Here is an 18102-nt window from a genome sequence, read left to right as displayed (position 1 = left end):
GGCGACCGTCCGGACGGCGGGCGGGCCCTCACACCCCCGCCCGCCGTCCCCCTCCCGTACAGCGCCACCGCTCTGCCCAGCCAGGACCCCCACCAGGGAGGCAGCCCGTGTCAGCACACGCCGCACGTACCGGAGTCTGGTTCATCGGAGCACGCGGCTCCGTCGCCACCACCGCCACGGCGGGGTGCGCGGCACTCGCGGCGGGCCTCCACCCGGCGGCGGGCATGGTCACCGAGACCGCCCCGTTCGCCGGCAGCGGTCTGCCGCCCGTGGCCTCGCTCGTCTTCGGCGGCCACGACACCCTGGACTGCCCGCTGCCCAAGCGGGCCGAGGCGCTCGCCGCCGGGGGAGTACTGCCGCACGGGCTCCCCTCGGCCGTACGCGCCGAACTCGCCGCCGCCGACGCGGAGATACGCCCCGGCGGCCCCCTGCCCGGCGACACCCGAACGGACGAGGAACTGATCACCGCGTTCGCCGCCGACCTCACCGACTTCGGCCGCCGCAACCAGCTGGCCAGGACCGTCGTCGTCAACGTCGCCTCCACCGAGCCGGCCCCCGCCGACGACGCCGAACGGCTCCCCGCCAGCTCCCTCTACGCCGCCGCCGCGCTCCGCGCCGGCTGTCCGTACGTCAACTTCACCCCCTCCACCGGGCTGCGCACCGCCGCCCTCCAGGACGCCGTCGCGGCCTGCGGACTTCCTCACGCCGGCCGCGACGGCAAGACGGGCCAGACCCTGCTGCGCTCGGTGCTGGCCCCGATGTTCGTCCAGCGCGCCCTGCCCGTACGGGCCTGGTCCGGCACCAATCTGCTGGGCGGCGGCGACGGGGCCGCGCTCGCCGACCCCGCGGCGGCGGCCGCGAAGAACGCGGGCAAGGAGCGGGTGCTCGCCGACACCCTCGGCGCCGCCCCCGAGGGCCAGGTCCACATCGACGACGTCCCGGCACTCGGGGACTGGAAGACCGCCTGGGACCACATCGCGTTCGACGGCTTCCTCGGGGCGCGGATGGTGCTCCAGACGACCTGGCAGGGCTGCGACTCGGCCCTCGCCGCGCCCCTGGTGCTCGACCTGGCCCGGCTGCTGGCCCGCGCCCACGAAACAGGGCTGAGCGGCCCGAGGCCCGAACTCGGCTTCTACTTCAAGGACCCGGACGGCGGACCCGCCGCGCTCCCCGAGCAGTACACGGCCCTGCTCGCGTTCGCCGAACGCCTGCGGGGCGGGAAGTGACGGCACGCGCCTGGGCCGAACTGCTCAGGGTCTCCGCGCTGTTCACCGTCCCCGGCGACGCCCTCGCGGGCGCGGCGGCCGTGGGCCGGCGCCCCGGCCGCTCCACCGCCGCCGCCGTCGGCGCCTCGCTCTGCCTGTACGAGGCGGGCATGGCCCTCAACGACTGGGCCGACCGCGACGAGGACGCGATCGACCGCCCGCACCGCCCGATCCCCTCGGGCCGGATCACCCCGCGCGCCGCGCTCACGGCGGCAGGCGCCCTGACCGGGGCCGGCCTCGCCCTCGCCGCCCGCGCGGGCCGCCCGGCGCTCACGGTGGCCACCGCGCTCGCGGCGACCGTCTGGGCGTACGACCTCCGGCTGAAGCACACCCCGGCGGGCCCGGCCGCGATGGCGGCGGCCCGCGGACTCGACCTGGCACTGGGGGCGGTGGCCACCGGGGTGGGCCCCGGTGGTGCGGAGCGTGCCGTTCCGGCCCGGACCGCGCTGACCGCCGCGGCCCTGCCCGCCGCCCTGCTGAGCGCGCACACCTACGCGGTCACGACCGTCTCGCGCCACGAGGCGCAGGGCGGCTCCACGGGCGCGCCCCTGGCGGCGCTCGCGGCGGTCGCCGCGCTCGGCGGCGCGGTGGTGCGCGAGCGGCCGGGTCCCGCCCGGGGCGGTGCGGTCCGCCCGGCCCGGTCCGCCCCCGCCCGGCTGCTGCTCACCGCGCTCACCGGCGCCTATCTCCGTACCGCCGGGCGCCCCCTCGCGCACGCCGCGCTCAACCCGTCGCCGCCGCTCACCCAGCGCGCCGTCGGCGGCGGCATCGGGGCGATGATCCCGCTCCAGGCGGCCCTGGCCGCGCGCGCCGGAGCCGCCGGGACCGGCCTCGCCGTCATGGGCCTGGTCCCGCTCGCCCGTGCCCTCTCCCGGAAGGTGAGCCCCACATGACCCTGCGCCTCGGCTACGGAACCAACGGGCTGACCGACCTCCGCCTCGACGACGCCCTCGCCCTGCTCGCCGACCTCGGCTACGACGGAGTCGGCCTGACCCTCGACCACATGCACCTCGACCCGATGGGCCCGGACCTCGCGGCCCGCACCCGGCGGGTCGCCGCCCGGCTCCAGGAGCTGGGGCTCGGTGTCACCGTGGAGACCGGCGCCCGCTATGTCCTGGACCCGCGCCGCAAACACGGCCCCTCGCTCCTGGACCCGGACCCCGAGGCCCGCGCCGCCCGCACCGCGCTGCTCGTCCGGGCCGTCGAGGTCGCCGCCGCGCTCGGCGCCCACGCCGTCCACTGCTTCAGCGGCGTCACACCTCCAAACACCGCGCCCGACACCGCGTGGAAACGGCTCACCGAGGCCCTTGCCCCGGTCCTCGACGCGGCCGAGCGCACCGGGGTGCCGCTCGCCATCGAACCCGAGCCGGGCCACCTCCTCGGTGACCTCGCGGGCTTCCACCACCTCCGCGGCCTGTGCGGCGACCCGGAACCCCTCGGGCTCACCCTGGACATCGGCCACTGCCAGTGCCTGGAGCCGGCCCCGCCCGCCGACTGCGTCCGCGACGCCGCCCCCTGGCTGCGCCATGTCCAGATCGAGGACATGCGCCGGGGCGTCCACGAGCACCTTCCCTTCGGCGACGGCGAGATCGACTTCCCGCCGGTGCTCGCCGCGCTCGACGCCCTCGGGGACAGCGGCTACGCCGGACTCACCGTCGTCGAACTGCCCCGCCACTCCCACGCCGGTCCCGAACTCGCCCGCACATCCATGGAGTTCCTGGCGGGGCACCGCCCGCCGGGCCGCTGACAGACGCCGAAGGGAGCACGTCATGACGGAGGACACCACCCCGACGACCGCCCTGCTCACCCGCAAGGAACTCGACACCCTGCTCGGCGGAGCCGCGCGCGCCTGGCTCGACGAAGCACTCGCGGAGGCGGCCCACGCCGCCGGCCACCCGGACGCCGGACCCTCCGGCACCACCTACGCCGCACCCCCGTGGGAGCTGCGGTACGCGGCGGCGGGCCGGCACTGCGGCCTCGAACACGCCGACTCCGTACGCGCCCTGCTGATCACCGAGGCCCGCGCCGAACTGCCCGCCCTGACCCGCCTCTACGAACAGGGCACCGCCGCCGAACGCCGCGCCGTCCTGCGCACACTGCCCGCGCTCGGCCTCGGCGCCACCGCGCTGCCGCTCGTCGAGGACGCCCTGCGCACCAACGACACCACGCTGATTGGCGCGGCCGTCGGCCCGTACGCCGCCGAGCACCTGGACCCGCACAGCTGGCGCCACGCCGTACTGAAGTGCCTGTTCACCGGTGTGCCCGTCGCAGCGGTCGACGGACTGGCCCGGCGCTCCCGGGGCGACGCGGAACTGGCCCGGATGCTCGGTGACTACGCGGCCGAACGCATCGCGGCGGGCCGCCCCGTCCCCGCCGACCTGCACCACGTCCTCGCCCTCACGGCCCCCGCACCCGCCGCTCCCACGGCCCCCGCCGCCCCCACAGCCCCGACGGAGGAGTCCTGATGCGCATCTTCGACCCCCACATCCACATGACCTCCCGCACCACGGACGACTATCGGGCGATGTACGACGCGGGCGTCCGCGCCCTGGTCGAACCCTCCTTCTGGCTGGGCCAGCCCCGCACCTCTCCCGCCAGCTTCTTCGACTACTTCGACGCGCTGCTCGGCTGGGAACCCTTCCGCGCCGCGCAGTACGGCATCGCCCACCACTGCACCCTCGCCCTCAACCCCAAAGAGGCCAACGACCCGCGCTGCGCCCCCGTCCTGGACGCCCTGCCGCGCTATCTCGTCAAGGACTCCGTCGTCGCCGTCGGCGAGATCGGCTACGACTCGATGACCCCCGCCGAGGACAGGGCGCTGGCCGCGCAGCTCCAGCTGGCCGCCGACCACGAGCTGCCCGCCCTCGTCCACACCCCGCACCGCGACAAGCTCGCCGGGCTGCGCCGCACCATCGACGTCGTCCGCGAGTCCCACCTCGCCCCGGAACGGGTCCTGCTCGACCACCTCAACGAGACCACCGTCAAGGAAGCCCTCGACAGCGGCTGCTGGGCCGGCTTCTCCATCTACCCCGACACCAAGATGGACGAGGACCGCATGGTCGCCGTCCTCAAGCTCCACGGCACCGAGCGGATCCTCGTCAACTCCGCCGCCGACTGGGGAAGAAGCGACCCGCTCAAGACCCGCAGGGTCGGTGACGCGATGCTCGCGGCGGGCTTCACCGAGGACGACGTCGACCGGGTGCTGTGGCGCAACCCCGTCGCCTTCTACGGCCGGAGCGGCCGCCTCCACCTGGACACCGCGGCGCCCGAACCGCTCCACGAGGGCAACTCCATCCTGCGCGGCGGGGAGTGAGGCCATGCGCTTCCGCCACCCCGACGGCACCGTCGTCCACCTCGCGTACTGCACCAACGTCCACCCCGCCGAAACCCTCGAAGGCGTCCGCGCCCAGCTGCGCGACCACTGCGAACCCGTACGCAAGCGGCTCGGCCGCGACCGCCTCGGCATCGGCCTCTGGCTCGCCAGGGACGCCGCCCGCACCCTGGTCAACGACCCCGCGCAACTGCGCTCCCTGCGCGCCGAACTCGACCGCCGAGGCCTCGAGGTCGTCACCCTCAACGGCTTCCCGTACGAGGGCTTCGGTGCCGAGGAGGTCAAGTACCGGGTGTACAAGCCGGACTGGACCGACCCCGAACGCCTCGCCCACACCACCGACCTCGCCCGGCTGCTCGCCGTGCTGCTGCCCGACGACGTCACCGAAGGCACCATCTCCACCCTGCCGCTCGCCTGGCGCACCCCGTACACCGGCGACCCCGAGGCCGCCCGCACCGCGCTCGCCGCGCTCACCACCCTCGGCGAGCGCCTCGACGCCCTCGCCGAACTCACCGGGAAGTCCATCCGGATCGGCCTCGAACCCGAACCCGGCTGCACCGTCGAGACCACCGCCGACGCCCTCGCGCCCCTGACCGCCGTCGGCCACCCGCGCATCGGCATCTGTGTCGACACCTGCCACCTCGCCACCTCCTTCGAGGACCCGGACACCGCGCTCGACGCGCTCACCGAGGCCGGCATCCCCGCCGTCAAGGCACAGCTCTCCGCCGCCCTGCACGCCGAGCACCCCCACCTCCCCGAGGTGCGCTCCGCGCTCGCCGCCTTCGCCGAACCCCGTTTCCTGCACCAGACCCGGGTCGCCACCGCCGCCGGACTGCGCGGCACCGACGATCTCGACGAGGCCCTGGGCGGCGAGACCCTGCCCGACGGAGCCCCCTGGCGCGCCCACTTCCACGTCCCCCTGCACGCACCCCCCGCGCCCCCGCTCACCTCCACCCTCCCCGTGCTCCGGGCCACGCTGACCCGGCTGGTCGGCCGGGCCCGGCCGCTCACCCGGCACCTGGAGGTCGAGACGTACACCTGGCAGGCGCTCCCCGCCGAGCTGCGCCCCCGCACCCGCGCCCAGCTCGCCGACGGGATCGCCGCCGAACTCACCCTCGCCCGCGACCTCCTGGTCGACCTCGGCCTCAAGGAGCTGCCATGACCGCCCCCGGGACGACGGACTCACCCACGCCCCTGCTCGTCCTCGACGTCGTCGGGCTCACCCCCCGCCTCCTGGACCACATGCCCCGCCTCAAGGCCCTGGGGCAGAGCGGCACCCACGCCCCGCTCGGCACCGTGCTCCCCGCCGTGACCTGCGCCGCCCAGTCCACCTTCCTCACCGGCACCACCCCCGCCGAACACGGCATCGTCGCCAACGGCTGGTACTTCCGCGAGCTGGGCGACGTCCTGCTGTGGCGGCAGCACAACGGACTCGTCGAGGGCGACAAGCTCTGGGACGCGGCCCGCCGCGCCCACCCCGGCTACACCGTCGCCAACATCTGCTGGTGGTACGCCATGGGCGCCGACACCGACTTCACCGTCACCCCGCGCCCCGTCTACTACGCCGACGGCCGCAAGGAACCCGACTGCTACACCCGGCCGCCCGCCCTCCACGACGAACTCACCCGGAAGCTCGGCACCTTCCCGCTCTTCCACTTCTGGGGACCCGGCGCCGACCTCGTCTCCTCCCAGTGGATCATCGACGCGACCCGCCACATCCTCGGCACCCGCCACCCCGATCTGGCCCTCTGCTACCTCCCGCACCTCGACTACGACCTCCAGCGCTACGGCCCCGACGACCCGCGCTCCTTCAAGGCGGCCGCCGACCTCGACCGGGCCGTGGCCCCGCTCCTGGACGACGCCCGCCGCGAGGGCCGCACCGTCGTCGCCCTGTCCGAGTACGGCATCACCCGTGTCGACCGGCCCGTCGACATCAACCGCGCCCTGCGCCGGGCCGGGCTCCTGGAGGTCCACACCCAGGACGGCATGGAGTACCTGGACCCGATGGCCTCCCGGGCGTTCGCCGTCGCCGACCACCAGATCGCCCATGTCTACGTACGCCGCCCCGAGGACCTGGAAGCCGCCCGCGACGCCCTGGCCGGCCTCCCGGGCATCGAACGGCTCCTCGACGACGAGGGCAAGAAGGCCCACGGCCTCGACCACCCGCGCTCCGGCGAACTGGTCGCCGTCGCGGACCCGGACGCCTGGTTCACGTACTACTACTGGCTCGACGACGCCCGCGCGCCCGACTTCGCGCAGCTCGTCGAGATCCACCGCAAACCCGGCTACGACCCCGTCGAGCTGTTCATGGACCCGCAGGACCCGTACGTCCGGGTCAAGGCGGTCACCGCGGTCGCCCGCAAGAAGCTCGGGATGCGCTACCGCATGGCGGTCGTGCCCCTGGACCCCTCACCTATTCGCGGCAGCCACGGCCGCCTCCCCCTGAGCGACGAAGAAGGTCCGCTCATCCTCTGCTCCACCCCCCACGCGTTCACCGGCCCGGTCCGGGCCACCGAAGTGAAGTCCTTGCTGCTCCAGCTTGCCGGACTGCACTGACAACGCGGATCCCCAGCACCCCCGCACCCGCCGTATCCACGCACCCAGAAGGAGTCCCATGAGCCGCCGCCGCACCCCCGTGGACGCCGAACTCGCCCACAAGCTCAGCAGACGCTCCATGCTCGGCGTCGCCGCCGGAGCGACCGCCGCCGCTCTCGTCGGCGCCGCCGCCCCCGCCGCCAGTGCCCACGGCCAACCGCACGGCAAGCCCCACGGCAGCCCCCTGCTGCCGCCCGGCCGCCTCGGCATCCAGCTCTACACCCTGCGCGACAAGGTCGCGGCGCTCGGCTTCGCCAAGGTCTTCGCCGAGCTGGCGGCCTACGGCTACGACGAGATCGAGTACGCCGGATACACCCAGGGCGCGGGCGGCGGCATCACCCTCGCCCAGCTCAAGCGGCTGGCCCGGGACCACGGGCTGAAGGGCATCGGCAGCCACGTCGGCTACGCGGACGACAACAACCCCAACGCCTATACCTTCGCGCAGAACCTCAACCAGGTCCTCGACGACGCCCAGGCCCTCGGCCTCGCCCACATCGGGACCGCGTCCGGGCCCTTCCGCTACGGATCGACGGTCGACGCCTGGAAGCGGGCCGCCGAGGACTTCAACACCTACGGAGCCGCGGCCAGGAAGCGCGGCATGAAGTTCTACCAGCACAACCACGCCGAGGAGTTCTCCTTCGCCACCGACCGTCCGGACGTCCGGCTCTACGACGTGCTCCTCGCCGAGACCGACCCCGACCTGGTGTTCCTGGAGATGGACATCTACTGGGCCTACGTCGGCCAGTTCCGCTTCGGCAAGCGCGTGGACGGCACCCCCGACTCGTTCGACCCGCTGCACTACGTGCTGAAGCAGCCCGACCGCTACCCGCTGTTCCACGTCAAGGACGGCGAGCACGACGAGGCGGCCCGGGACGGCTACAAGATGGTGGACGTCGGTGACGGCGACATCGACTACAAGCGCTTCCTGACCGCGGTCAACAAGACCAGGGGCGGCCGCCGCGACCACCACTGGCAGGTCGAGCACGACCAGCCGATCGTCGACTCCTTCACCACCGCCCGGCGCTCGGCCGCCTATCTGCACTCCCTGCGGCAGAAGGGCTGCTAGCCACTCCCTCCGGAAGGAGATCCCGCATGTCCGCACGCCCGGCCGGGGCCACCCGGCCGGGCGTGCGCGCATGCGGTGGCCGGAAGCACTCTCCCGGGCACACCCTGGTACTACGGGCCGTTCCAGTCCCGCTGCAGCGAACCCCAGCCCCGTCGCGGCAGCATTCAGCCCCACCCCGCACCCCGAACGCGCCCCGATCGTGCACCGAGAGCGGAGAACCCATGGCCCCCGACGCCACACCCACGCCCACCCTCACCCTCAAGCCCGGGACCGCCTGGTCCGACGCCTGGGACCGCTGCCTGAGCACCGCGCCCGAGGCGTTCCAGGACGACCGCGTCCTGAACCTCTGGGGATCCGTCTGGCAACGCGACGGCCGGGCCCTGCCCGCCACCACCCCCGTGGACGGCAGCCCCATCGTGGGCCCGCCCCGGCTCGACGCCGCGACCGCCGAGCGCGCGGTCCGCGCCTCCCTCGACCAGCACCGCGCCTGGCGTCACACCCCGCTCACCGAGCGCAAGGCCCGGGTGACGGCCACCCTGGACGCCCTCACCGAACACCGCGAGCTGCTCGCCCTGCTCCTCGTCTGGGAGATCGGCAAGCCCTGGCGCCTCGCCCAGGCGGACGTCGACCGGGCCATCGACGGCGTGCGCTGGTACGTCGAGAACATCGACCGGATGCTCGCCGGCCGGACCCCGCTGCCCGGCCCCGTCTCGAACATCGCCAGCTGGAACTACCCCATGTCCGTGCTGGTCCACGCGATGCTCGTGCAGGCCCTGGCCGGCAACGCGGTGATCGCGAAGACCCCCACCGACGGCGGCGTGGCCTGTCTGACCCTGGCCTGCGCGCTGGCGGCACGCGAGGGGATCCCGCTCACCCTGGTCAGCGGCAGCGGCGGTGAACTCTCCGAGGCGCTGGTGCGCTCACCCGAGATCGGCTGCGTCTCCTTCGTCGGCGGCCGCGACACCGGCGCCCGGATCGCCACCGCCGTGGCGGACCTCGGCAAGCGGCACATCCTCGAACAGGAGGGCCTCAACACCTGGGGCATCTGGAACCACACGGACTGGGACGCGCTCACCGCCGTGATCCCCAAGCTCTTCGACTACGGCAAGCAGCGCTGCACGGCCTACCCGCGCTTCGTCGTCCAGCGCAGCGCCTTCGACGCGTTCCTCTCGGCGTACCTGCCGGCCGTCCGCTCGCTGCGCGTGGGCCACCCCCTCGCCGTCGCGGACCCCGCCGACCCGCTGCCCGACCTGGACTTCGGCCCGCTGATCAACGCGGCCAAGGCGAAGGAGCTGGCGGACCACGTGGCCGAGGCGGTCGACCGCGGCGCGGTCCCGCTGTACAGGGGCGACGCCGCCACGTCGGGCGGCCACTTCCTGCCGGGCCAGGACACCTCCGCGTACCTCCACCCGGTCACGCTCCTCAACCCGCCGCCGTCCTCGCCGCTGCACCACGCGGAGCCCTTCGGCCCGGTCGACACGATCATCCTGGTCGACACGGAGGCGGAGCTGCTGGCCGCGATGAACGCGTCGAACGGCGCGCTGGTCGCCACCCTCTCGACCGACGACCCGGCGACGTACGAGCGGCTGGCCCCGCAGATCCGCGCCTTCAAGGTCGGCCACGGCAAGCCGCGCTCACGCGGTGACCGCGACGAGCTGTTCGGCGGCTTCGGCGCCTCCTGGCGCGGGGCGTTCGTCGGCGGCGAGCTGCTCGTACGGGCGGTGACCGACGGCCCCGAGGGGGAGCGCCTGCCCGGCAACTTCCCGGACTACCACCTGATGCCGTAACGCCCCGCCTCAGCCGATGCCCTGCCGGTCGGGCAGCAGGGCGAACTCCCGCTCCGCCGCGTCCGGCACCGTGCGCTCCACCGCCTGCACCAGCAGCGCACGGTGCCGGAGCAGCGGCTTCTGCCGCTCGGGCGACGCCAGCAGCATCAGGTCGTCGATCCCGGCCAGCAGCCGGCGGGTGACCTGCGGGGTGTCCGCCGCGCACTGCCGGATCTCCTCGAACCCGAGATCCACCAGGTCCGGCCAGCCCGGGACGTCCTGCACCAGGCGCACCTCACCCTTCCGGTCCCGGTGGTGCACCTCGCCCAGGGGCAGGCGCACGACGGCCGCCAGGACCTGCACGATCCGGTCCAGGCTCTGCACGGCGGTCGTCGGATCGTTGACCGCGGCGGACAGGGCCCGCAGCCCGATGTCCGCCAGCTGACGCAGCCCGAACGCCAGGTCCTGGTGAAGGGTGCGCTCCACCCCGACGGACACGGTGTACCGCAGCGACCGCCGGGACGGGGCGGCCCCGCCGTGCACCGCCAGCACGGGCGTCCCCGGCACCACGAAGTCCCCGAGCCGGGGGATCAGCCGCAGCACGACCCCCTGGCGCCGCGCGGTCCGCACCAGCCGCACCACATGGACGTCCCGCAGCACCCCGGCGCGCCCCTCGTGGACGATCTGCGCGGTCTCCGCGCCGAGCGGCTCCTCCCGCGGCCGGCCGCTGGGCATCCGCGCCGGCACCCGCAGGGTGTCCCGGGTGATGCGGTCCAGGACCGGTCCGATCTGCATGAGCCGCAGCGTGGAGCTCACATAGGCGATGAACAGCAGCAGACTGAGTCCCACGAGCGCGGCGGTCAGCACGCTCTGCACGAACGGCACGGAGGTGACCCGGCGCGGATCGGTCTCGCTCTCGTACGAGCTGAGGACCAGCAGCGAGAACACGAACGTCGCGAGGAAGACCGACAGCGTGAGCTTGCTGATCCGGCTCCGGACGAAGATCCGCACCACCCGGGGCGTCAGCTGCCCGCTCGCCATCTGCACGGCGACCAGCGAGATGCTGAACACCACACCGATGAAGGTCATCATCGCCGAGCTGATCGTGACGACGATCTGTTTGGTGTCCTCGGCGACCGAGACGAGATCCTTGATCTCGTCGTACGCCTTCTCGCGCCGCAGAAGCGCGATGAGCTGCTCGTCGAGCTCCGAGGCGGCGAACCAGAGCACGATGGCGCAGAGCAGCGTCAGCGTCGGAGCGAACCAGAAGGTCTCGCGCAGATGCTCGCGCAACGGCGACAGCGCGCGGGGAGGACGGGAGCCGCGATCACTCATGCCGGGAACGTAACCCGCCCCGCCCACCCGGGGCCGGACCCCACCGCCGACCCTCCGGAACCACAGCCCGTACGCGCTCCGGGACGGACCGTGCGCACCGCCCCCGCCGGTACCCCCGCACCGCACCGGCCAGGGCGATGACCACCGGATATGCAGGTGAGAGCCACCCCGAACCCCTGGTATTGTTTTCTTTGTCGCCACGGGAGACCGCGGCCGACCACCTGGTCCGGGTGGCGGAATGGCAGACGCGCTAGCTTGAGGTGCTAGTGCCCTTTATCGGGCGTGGGGGTTCAAGTCCCCCCTCGGACACCGGCAGGAACCCCAGTTGACCTGGGGTTCTTTTGCGTTCGCGGCAGCTGGGACAATGGCCGCTCGACCCACCCCCATCTTCACCCGGGAGGACCACCGGTGGCTGTGCAGCGGATCTCGACCCGCAACGCCCGCTTTCAGCAGTTCCAGACGCTGCTCACCAACCGGACCAAGCGCGGACGTGCGGGGGAGTTCCTCGTCCAGGGCGTGCGTCCGATCACGATGGCCGTGGAGCACGGGTGGACGGTCCGGTCCCTGCTGTACGACGCGAGCCGGCCGCTGTCGCGCTGGGCCGAGGAGCTGATGCGCGGGGTGACGACCGAACGCATCGCGATGGCTCCGGAACTCCTCGCGGAGCTCAGCGAGAAGACCGAGGGCGCCCCGGAGGTCCTGGCCGTGGTCGCGATGGCGCCCGACGACCTGTCGCGGATCACGGTCGGCGACGACTTCCTCGGCCTCGTCTTCGACCGTCCGACACAGCCGGGGAACATCGGGAGCATCGTGCGCTCGGCCGATGCCTTCGGCGCCCACGGGCTCGTCGTCACCGGGCATGCGGCGGACGCGTACGACCCGAAGGCCGTACGCGCCTCGACGGGCTCGTTCTTCGCGCTGCCCGTCGTGCGCAGTCAGTCGCACCACGAGGTCATGGAATGGCTGGCGAAGGAGCGCGCCCAGGGCCGGCCGGTGGCCGTGGTGGGCACGGACGAGCACGGGGACTCCGAGGCGTCCGAGTTCGACCTCACCCAGCCCGTCCTGCTGCTCATCGGGAACGAGACATCGGGGCTGAGCGCGGCCTGGCGCGAGGTCTGCGATCACGTGGTCAGCATTCCGATGACGGGCTCGGCCAGCTCCCTCAACGCCTCCAACGCCGCCTCGATCGTGCTCTACGAGGCACGCCGCCAGCGTCTGGCCAAGCTGCGCGCGGCCTAGGGCCTGTCCGCCTCGCCCGCCCAGCGGGAAGCGGTCCTGCGGACAGCCGTCCGGGCGGATCAGGAAGACGGTCGAGCCGGCCGGGCAGGTCGGGCGGTGGAGGCGGGCGAACGCGCCGGCGGTGTCGCGGTAGCCGGGGGCGTCCGGCGGGGCGTCCGCGCGGGGCGGAGGCTGCGAGCCGGGCGGCCCCGGCCGCCCGGCCCCCGGGTCACCGGCCCGACGCGACGACCGGGTAGTGGTCGGAGAGGTTGGTGTACGTGTAGTCGGTGCCCCAGCTGGAGACGGTCCAGGGCGCGCTCTGCTCCTTGACCACCTCGTTCGTCCACCCCGCCGGACGCACGTGGCCCGTGCGGTGCAGGACGTGGTCCAGTTCCTCGCGCGGGTCGTCGGGGTAGCGCTCGGCGGCGATCGAGTTGTCGCGGGTGTCGAAGGAGTACGGGTGGCCGGTGCGGGCGTCGGCCGCGGTCAGCCCGGCGTCCGCGAGCGCCGTGGCGTACTCGGCGGAGCGGGAGTCGACGTTGAAGTCACCGGCCACGATGACCTCTTCGGACGCCGGGATGTTCTTGGCGTCCAGGAACGCGTCGATCTGCCGGAACTGCTTGCTGCGGATCTGCGCCGCCTCACCCGCGCCGCATCCCGGGTCGGTCGACTGGGTGTGGGTCCCCACGAGGTGCACCCGGGTGCCCCCGACATTCAGCTCCACATAGGCGAAGCCCTTGTTGGACCACCAGTCGCTGCCGCAGGCGTCCTTGTAGACGTACTGCTCCTGCCGGACGATCGGCCACTTGCTCAGAACCGTGACGCCGCCGTCCTCCGGAGTGACGGCGGAGTAGGAGCCGCCGGTGGCGTCCCAGCCCGCCTTGCTCCGGCCCACCACCGGTGTGTGGTACGGGTACTGGGCCGACGCGTTGCCCGTCAGCGCGTCCGACGCGGCGTTGTCGAACGCCTCCTGGAGCACGACGACGTCATTGCCCCGGAAGAAGGAGGCCTTCGGGATCTCCGCCGCCCGGTGGGCCTGCCCCCAGTTCGGATACAGGTTCGTGCTCATCAGGAACGTGTTGTACGTGAGCACCCGCAGCGACGGGGCCTCGGCGGCGGACGCGTGCGGTGCGCCGGCCGCCAGGGTGACGGCGGCGAGGGCGGCGGAAAGGGCGGCACCGGAGATACGGCGACGGGCGGAGTGCGGCACGGGGGCTCCTGATTCTGCTGCTGCGGTTGGGGGGACACGTCCTGGAACCCATGAAAGCAGGGGGAGTTACCCGTGGGTAGACGGCGGATGCCGGGAGTCCGTCCCACCGCCGTCCATCAGGTGCCCGTCACATGCCGGTGACGTGTCACTTCCTCGTCGCGTAGACGATCAGGTTGTCGACCGGGTGGCCCGCCGCGTCGAACGCGCCGTCGCAGGTGATCAGCCGCAGCGCGCGCCGGTCGGTCCGGCCGTAGACGCGCGCGGTCGGGAACGCCTTCTTGCTCGCCGTCTCGCGGCCGGTGACCTCGAAGTGGATCTCCGCGCCCCGGTCGTCCCGGACCACGATGTCCGCGCCCTTGGTGATCTTCTTCAGATCGTGGAAGACGGCCCGGCCGTAACGGGTGTCGTTGTGCCCGATCAGCACGGCGGCGCCCGGCTCGCCCGGCACGGAACCCCCGGTGTACCAGCCGGTCGTCATGCCCTTGTCGGCCGGCGGCACCTCCACCGTGCGGTCGGCGTTGAGGCCGAGGCGCATGATGTCGCTGCTCACCCCGAGGGACGGGATGGAGAGGTGCACGGGCGGTCGCGCCCGCTTCTTCGCCGCAGTGCTGCCCGTGGTGCCGGGGGCGCCCGTCGTGGCGGGCGCCCGCACACCGGCGGCCGCCGGCTTCGACGACGCCGCCTGCGAGGGCGAGGAACCGGAGCAGCCGGTCAGCGCCGTGAGCGCGGTCAGCGCGAGGCAGGCGTACACGAGCGGGGCGGTGCGCGGACGGGACGGCGGCGCGGGGGTACGGGTCATGGGGAACGGGCTCCAGAGGGGTCGGGCCACGGCCGCGGCACCGCCCGGTGAGGGACGGTGCCACGGCGTGCTCAGCGGTTGCGGTGCGGGTCAGCCCCGGCGGCGGCCGGCGGAGCGGCGTCGCAGGACGACCGTTCCGGCGCCGGCGACCAGGAGGGCGGCCACGGCGGAGCCCGTGACGGCGGCGGTGTTGTCGCCCGAGGTGCCGGCCGGGTGCTCACCCGCCGCGACCCCGCCGCGCGGGGCGGCCGACGGCACCGCCGACGGCTCGGCCGGGGCGGGCGTCGAGGCGCGGGTGGGGCTGTCTCCGGCGGCCACACCGCCCCGGGGTGCCTCGGAGGGCACGGTGCTCGGTGCCTCGGAGGGCACGACGGAAGGCTCGGCGCTCGGCGCCGTCCGCGAGGGCGCGGGGGTGGGGGAGGAGTCGGCGAACGCCGACGTGGCGGGTACGCATACCGCGCCGGCCGCGACAGCGGCGAGGAGGGCGGTGCGCAGGGACGTACGCAGGGGCATGGACAAGGCTCCGTTCCAGTACGGCCTCGACGGCGCCGCGGTGCGGGTGCGCACCGCGGCGCGAGGCGTGCCGACAGGCTGGCGCGAAGTTGTGAAGAAGCTGTCAGATCGCTGTGGTCATCGAATCAGGGCTCATCGGTCGCGGCGGTGTGCCGGTTCCGCGGCGGCTTCGCGCCGTCGGCCGGGAGGCGCAGCGTGAACACCGAACCCTGCCCCGGGGCGCTCACCGCCGTGGCCGTGCCGCCGTGCGCCTCGGCGAGTTTGCGCACGATCGCCAGGCCGAGCCCGCTGCCCCCCGTGCGCCGGCTGCGGGACTTCTCGGCGCGCCAGAAGCGGTCGAAGACATGGCCGAGGTCCTCGGGCGGGATGCCGCTGCCCGTGTCGGCGACGTCCACCAGCACCGCGTCACCGGACTCGGAGCCGTACGGACGCAGCGTGACCGTCCCGCCGGACGGGGTGTGGCGGATCGCGTTCGACACCAGGTTGCCCACGGCCTGGCGCAGCCGCACCGGATCGGCCGTCAGCCCCGGCAGGGGCCGGTCCGAGGGCGGGGACGCCACGCCCAGTGCCACCCCGGCCGTCTCCGCGCGGGCCTGATGCGCGGCCGCGACCTGCCCCAGCAGCTCCTCGATCCGTACGGGTTCGGGGTGCAGCCGCAGCGCGTCGGCGTCGGCCTGTGCGAGGTCCTGGAGGTCGTCGATGATGTGCTGGAGCTGCACCGCCTCCTCGTGCAGCGACGCGATGAACGCCGGGTCGGGATCGGCCACCCCGTCCTGCGCCGCCTCCAGCCAGCCCCGGATGTTGCTGAGCGGTGTGCGCAGTTCATGGGCGACATCGCTCACCATCGCCTTGCGCTGGGCCTCCAGCCGGGCCCGGTGGGCGGACATGTCGTTGAACGTGGCGGCGAGCCGTCCGATCTCGTTGTCCGCGGTGACCCGCACCGGCGCGCCGTCCTCGCCGTCGCGCATGCGCTGGGCGGCGCCGGTCAGGGCGCGCAGGGGGCGGACGAGCCGGGCTCCGACGAGCATCGAGGCGCCGACGGTGAGCGCCAGGACGAGCGCCGCCGCGCCCGCGATCCGGGCGGTGTTGGCCGGGGAGAGGTCGAAGCCGGGCACGGTGGTGCGCCCGGCGTCGCCGATGAACAGCAGCGCGGGCGAGGCCACGTACGAACCGAGCTGTTCGCGGCGGGCCGTGCCCACGCAGGAGGCGATGGCCCGGTCGTCCTCGCTGTTGCCGACCGCCGGTGACGGGGCGGGGCCCGGCACGACGCCCGGCGGGGAGCTCGGCTCCGCCCCGCGCCGCTCCTGGGGCACGTCGGTCGGCGGGGGGCTGGGCACGGCGCTCGGCGTCGCCATGGCGGTGGCCTCGGCGGGTACGGGCTCCGCCGCCTGCCCCCAGGACAGCCCCAGCCTGAGGTGGACGCCGCTGCGGCCCTGGCGCTTCAGACAGGCGTCGGCCAGCTGGTTGAGGGCTTTGAGGGCCTTCTTCTCGGTCGCCGTCGGCTTGTCCAGCGCGTCGAGGGCGCACCGGGTGTCCTGTGCTCGCTCGGGGTCGTTGCCCACCACCTGGATGAGCGGGCGCCCGCTCGCGCTGGACACCACATCGGCGGCGATCCCGAACTCCCCGAGACAGGCCGCGCTCCGGTCCGCGACCGTCCGCAGCTCGGTGCGCTCCGGCCCGGACAGCCGGAACGGGCCGACCGCCCGCGGATCGACCCGGTCGGCCGGGGTCCCGGACGGACCGGCGTTCTCGGCCGCCAGTGCGGTGTCCACCGCCAGCGGGTCGACGACCGCCGACGCCTGGGCCGGCAGCGCGGCCGAGCCGTCGGGCGCCGCCGAGTCGGCGAGCGGGGCGCGCTGCTGCGTCGTCAGGGCGATCCGCCGCCCCGACTGCCGGGCCAGGTCGCGCACGGTCTTCCCGACGCCGTCCCAGGTGGGATGAGCCGCCGCGTAACCGAGCAGGCTGTGGTAGATCCGGGCGTCGGCCGTGAGGTTCTGCCCCTGCTCCTGAAGGATCGCGCCGGAGGTGGTCTGTACGGCGAGCCAGGCGGTGGCCGCCACCGAACAGGCTGCCACCAGGGCGGATACGGCCAGCAGCCGCGCGAACAGGCTCTTGCGCAGCGGTAGTCGGCCCCGCCGCCCGGCCTCCGCGGACGCGTTCCGCGTCCGGCCGTCACGACGAGGCACGTGCCGCCGCCCTGGCCGGGTCCGTCAGCTTGTAGCCGACGCCGAAGACGGTGAGCAGCCGGGCCGGCCGGCGCGGGGCGGGCTCGATCTTCTTGCGCAGGTTCATGACGTGCACATCGACGGTCCGGTCGCTGATGTAGCGGTCGAAGCCGTGCAGTTCGGCGAGGAGCTGCTGCCGGGAGAAGACCCGGTCGGGCTCGGCGGCGAGCGCGGAGAGGATCCTGAACTCCCCGGGCGTGCACTCCACCGCCTCGCCGTCCACCGACACCACGTGCCGGGCCGGATCGACCACCAGAGCGCCCACCTTCAGCACCCCGGAATCGTCCGGAACCGCCTCACCTGCGCCGCCCGCGCCGCCGCGCCGGCTGCGGCGCAGCAGCGTCCGCACCCGGGCCATCAGCTCGCGCGGGCTGTACGGCTTGGTCACGTAGTCGTCCGCACCGAGGTCCAGACCGAGCAGCAGATCGTCCTCGGTGGTGCGGGCCGTCAGCATCAGTACGGGCAGCTCGCGGTGTTCCGCGCGCAGGACGCGTACGACGTCGAGGCCGTCGGCCCGGGGCATCATCACGTCCAGGACCAGCAGGTCGGGCTCCCGGTGCCGGACCGCGTCGAGGGCCGCGAGACCGTCGCCGGTCACGGTCACGGAGTGCCCCTCCCGCTCCAGGTAGCGGCGGAGGAGTTCGGCCTGCTTCTCGTCGTCTTCGGCGACGATCACGTTTGCGCACACGCGCTCGATCGTAGAGGGGTTCGAACGATGCTCCTCGGCCTCTTGCCGGAAGGCCCTCCGGCCTGCTCTCGTGTACCCGCAGGTAACATGC

General features: G+C 73.8%; 16 protein-coding genes and 1 tRNA gene. 11 read left to right on the top strand and 6 right to left on the bottom strand.

Features of this window, described 5'->3' with window-relative positions; translation table 11 throughout:
- Positions 1-107 precede the first annotated feature (107 nt).
- The 9 genes from RLT58_RS04580 (at position 108) to RLT58_RS04540 (ending at position 10044) form a co-directional block, all read left to right on the top strand.
- A complete protein-coding gene (locus RLT58_RS04580; RefSeq protein WP_311309092.1) occupies positions 108-1226 on the top strand; it encodes an inositol-3-phosphate synthase in 1119 nt (372 codons plus the stop codon).
- Positions 1223-2158, top strand: coding sequence for an SCO3242 family prenyltransferase (locus RLT58_RS04575; protein ID WP_311309091.1), 936 nt, complete (start codon positions 1223-1225; stop codon positions 2156-2158). The genes RLT58_RS04580 and RLT58_RS04575 overlap by 4 nt, the downstream gene beginning before the upstream one ends.
- Positions 2155-3012 (top strand): sugar phosphate isomerase/epimerase family protein, encoded by an 858-nt coding sequence (locus RLT58_RS04570; protein WP_311309090.1) that lies wholly within the window; start codon positions 2155-2157, stop codon positions 3010-3012. The genes RLT58_RS04575 and RLT58_RS04570 overlap by 4 nt, the downstream gene beginning before the upstream one ends.
- A 22-nt stretch (positions 3013-3034) precedes the next feature.
- Positions 3035-3730: an EboA domain-containing protein gene (locus tag RLT58_RS04565; protein ID WP_311309089.1), complete on the top strand. Its 696-nt coding sequence runs from the start codon at positions 3035-3037 to the stop codon at positions 3728-3730.
- Positions 3730-4578, top strand: a complete 849-nt coding sequence (locus RLT58_RS04560) for a TatD family hydrolase (protein ID WP_311309088.1) — start codon at positions 3730-3732, stop codon at positions 4576-4578. The genes RLT58_RS04565 and RLT58_RS04560 overlap by 1 nt, the downstream gene beginning before the upstream one ends.
- Before the next feature lie 4 nt (positions 4579-4582).
- A complete protein-coding gene (eboE, locus tag RLT58_RS04555) occupies positions 4583-5758 on the top strand; it encodes a metabolite traffic protein EboE (RefSeq protein WP_311309087.1) in 1176 nt (391 codons plus the stop codon).
- Positions 5755-7152, top strand: a complete 1398-nt coding sequence (locus tag RLT58_RS04550) for an alkaline phosphatase family protein (protein WP_311309086.1) — start codon at positions 5755-5757, stop codon at positions 7150-7152. The genes eboE and RLT58_RS04550 overlap by 4 nt, the downstream gene beginning before the upstream one ends.
- 58 nt (positions 7153-7210) lie before the next feature.
- The gene (locus tag RLT58_RS04545; protein WP_311309085.1) at positions 7211-8257 is read left to right on the top strand and encodes a sugar phosphate isomerase/epimerase family protein; all 1047 of its coding nucleotides are present in this window, start codon (positions 7211-7213) and stop codon (positions 8255-8257) included.
- Positions 8258-8478: 221 nt separating this feature from the next.
- Entirely contained in the window at positions 8479-10044 is a 1566-nt protein-coding gene (locus RLT58_RS04540) for an aldehyde dehydrogenase family protein (RefSeq protein WP_311309084.1), read from the top strand.
- Between the two features lie 9 nt (positions 10045-10053).
- On the opposite strand, the gene RLT58_RS04535 is transcribed toward RLT58_RS04540, so the two are convergent.
- Positions 10054-11358: a DUF2254 domain-containing protein gene (locus tag RLT58_RS04535; protein ID WP_311309083.1), complete on the bottom strand. Its 1305-nt coding sequence runs from the start codon at positions 11356-11358 to the stop codon at positions 10054-10056.
- Positions 11359-11582: 224 nt separating this feature from the next.
- On the opposite strand from RLT58_RS04535, the gene RLT58_RS04530 reads away from it, so the two are divergent.
- Positions 11583-11667 (top strand) — tRNA-Leu (locus RLT58_RS04530).
- A gap of 99 nt (positions 11668-11766) precedes the next feature.
- Positions 11767-12597: an RNA methyltransferase gene (locus RLT58_RS04525; protein ID WP_311309082.1), complete on the top strand. Its 831-nt coding sequence runs from the start codon at positions 11767-11769 to the stop codon at positions 12595-12597.
- 208 nt (positions 12598-12805) lie between these two features.
- On the opposite strand, the gene sph is transcribed toward RLT58_RS04525, so the two are convergent.
- The 5 genes from sph to RLT58_RS04500 form a co-directional block, all read right to left on the bottom strand.
- Positions 12806-13786 (bottom strand): sphingomyelin phosphodiesterase, encoded by a 981-nt coding sequence (gene sph / locus RLT58_RS04520; protein ID WP_311309081.1) that lies wholly within the window; start codon positions 13784-13786, stop codon positions 12806-12808.
- A 145-nt stretch (positions 13787-13931) separates the two neighbouring features.
- On the bottom strand, positions 13932-14585 hold the full coding sequence (locus RLT58_RS04515) for a class F sortase (protein ID WP_311309080.1): 654 nt from the start codon (positions 14583-14585) through the stop codon (positions 13932-13934).
- A 90-nt stretch (positions 14586-14675) separates the two neighbouring features.
- A complete protein-coding gene (locus tag RLT58_RS04510) occupies positions 14676-15098 on the bottom strand; it encodes a sortase-dependent protein (RefSeq protein ID WP_311309079.1) in 423 nt (140 codons plus the stop codon).
- 125 nt (positions 15099-15223) lie between these two features.
- Positions 15224-17284, bottom strand: a complete 2061-nt coding sequence (locus RLT58_RS04505; protein ID WP_311309078.1) for a sensor histidine kinase — start codon at positions 17282-17284, stop codon at positions 15224-15226.
- A complete protein-coding gene (locus RLT58_RS04500) occupies positions 17271-18011 on the bottom strand; it encodes a response regulator transcription factor (RefSeq protein ID WP_311309077.1) in 741 nt (246 codons plus the stop codon). Before RLT58_RS04500 ends, RLT58_RS04505 begins: the two co-directional genes overlap by 14 nt.
- Positions 18012-18102 lie beyond the last annotated feature (91 nt).

It is taken from the genome of Streptomyces sp. ITFR-16 (assembly GCF_031844705.1).
Taxonomy (GTDB): Bacteria; Actinomycetota; Actinomycetes; order Streptomycetales; family Streptomycetaceae; genus Streptomyces.
Note: the sequence above shows the minus strand (reverse complement) of the source record. Positions and strands in the feature narration are given on the sequence as shown.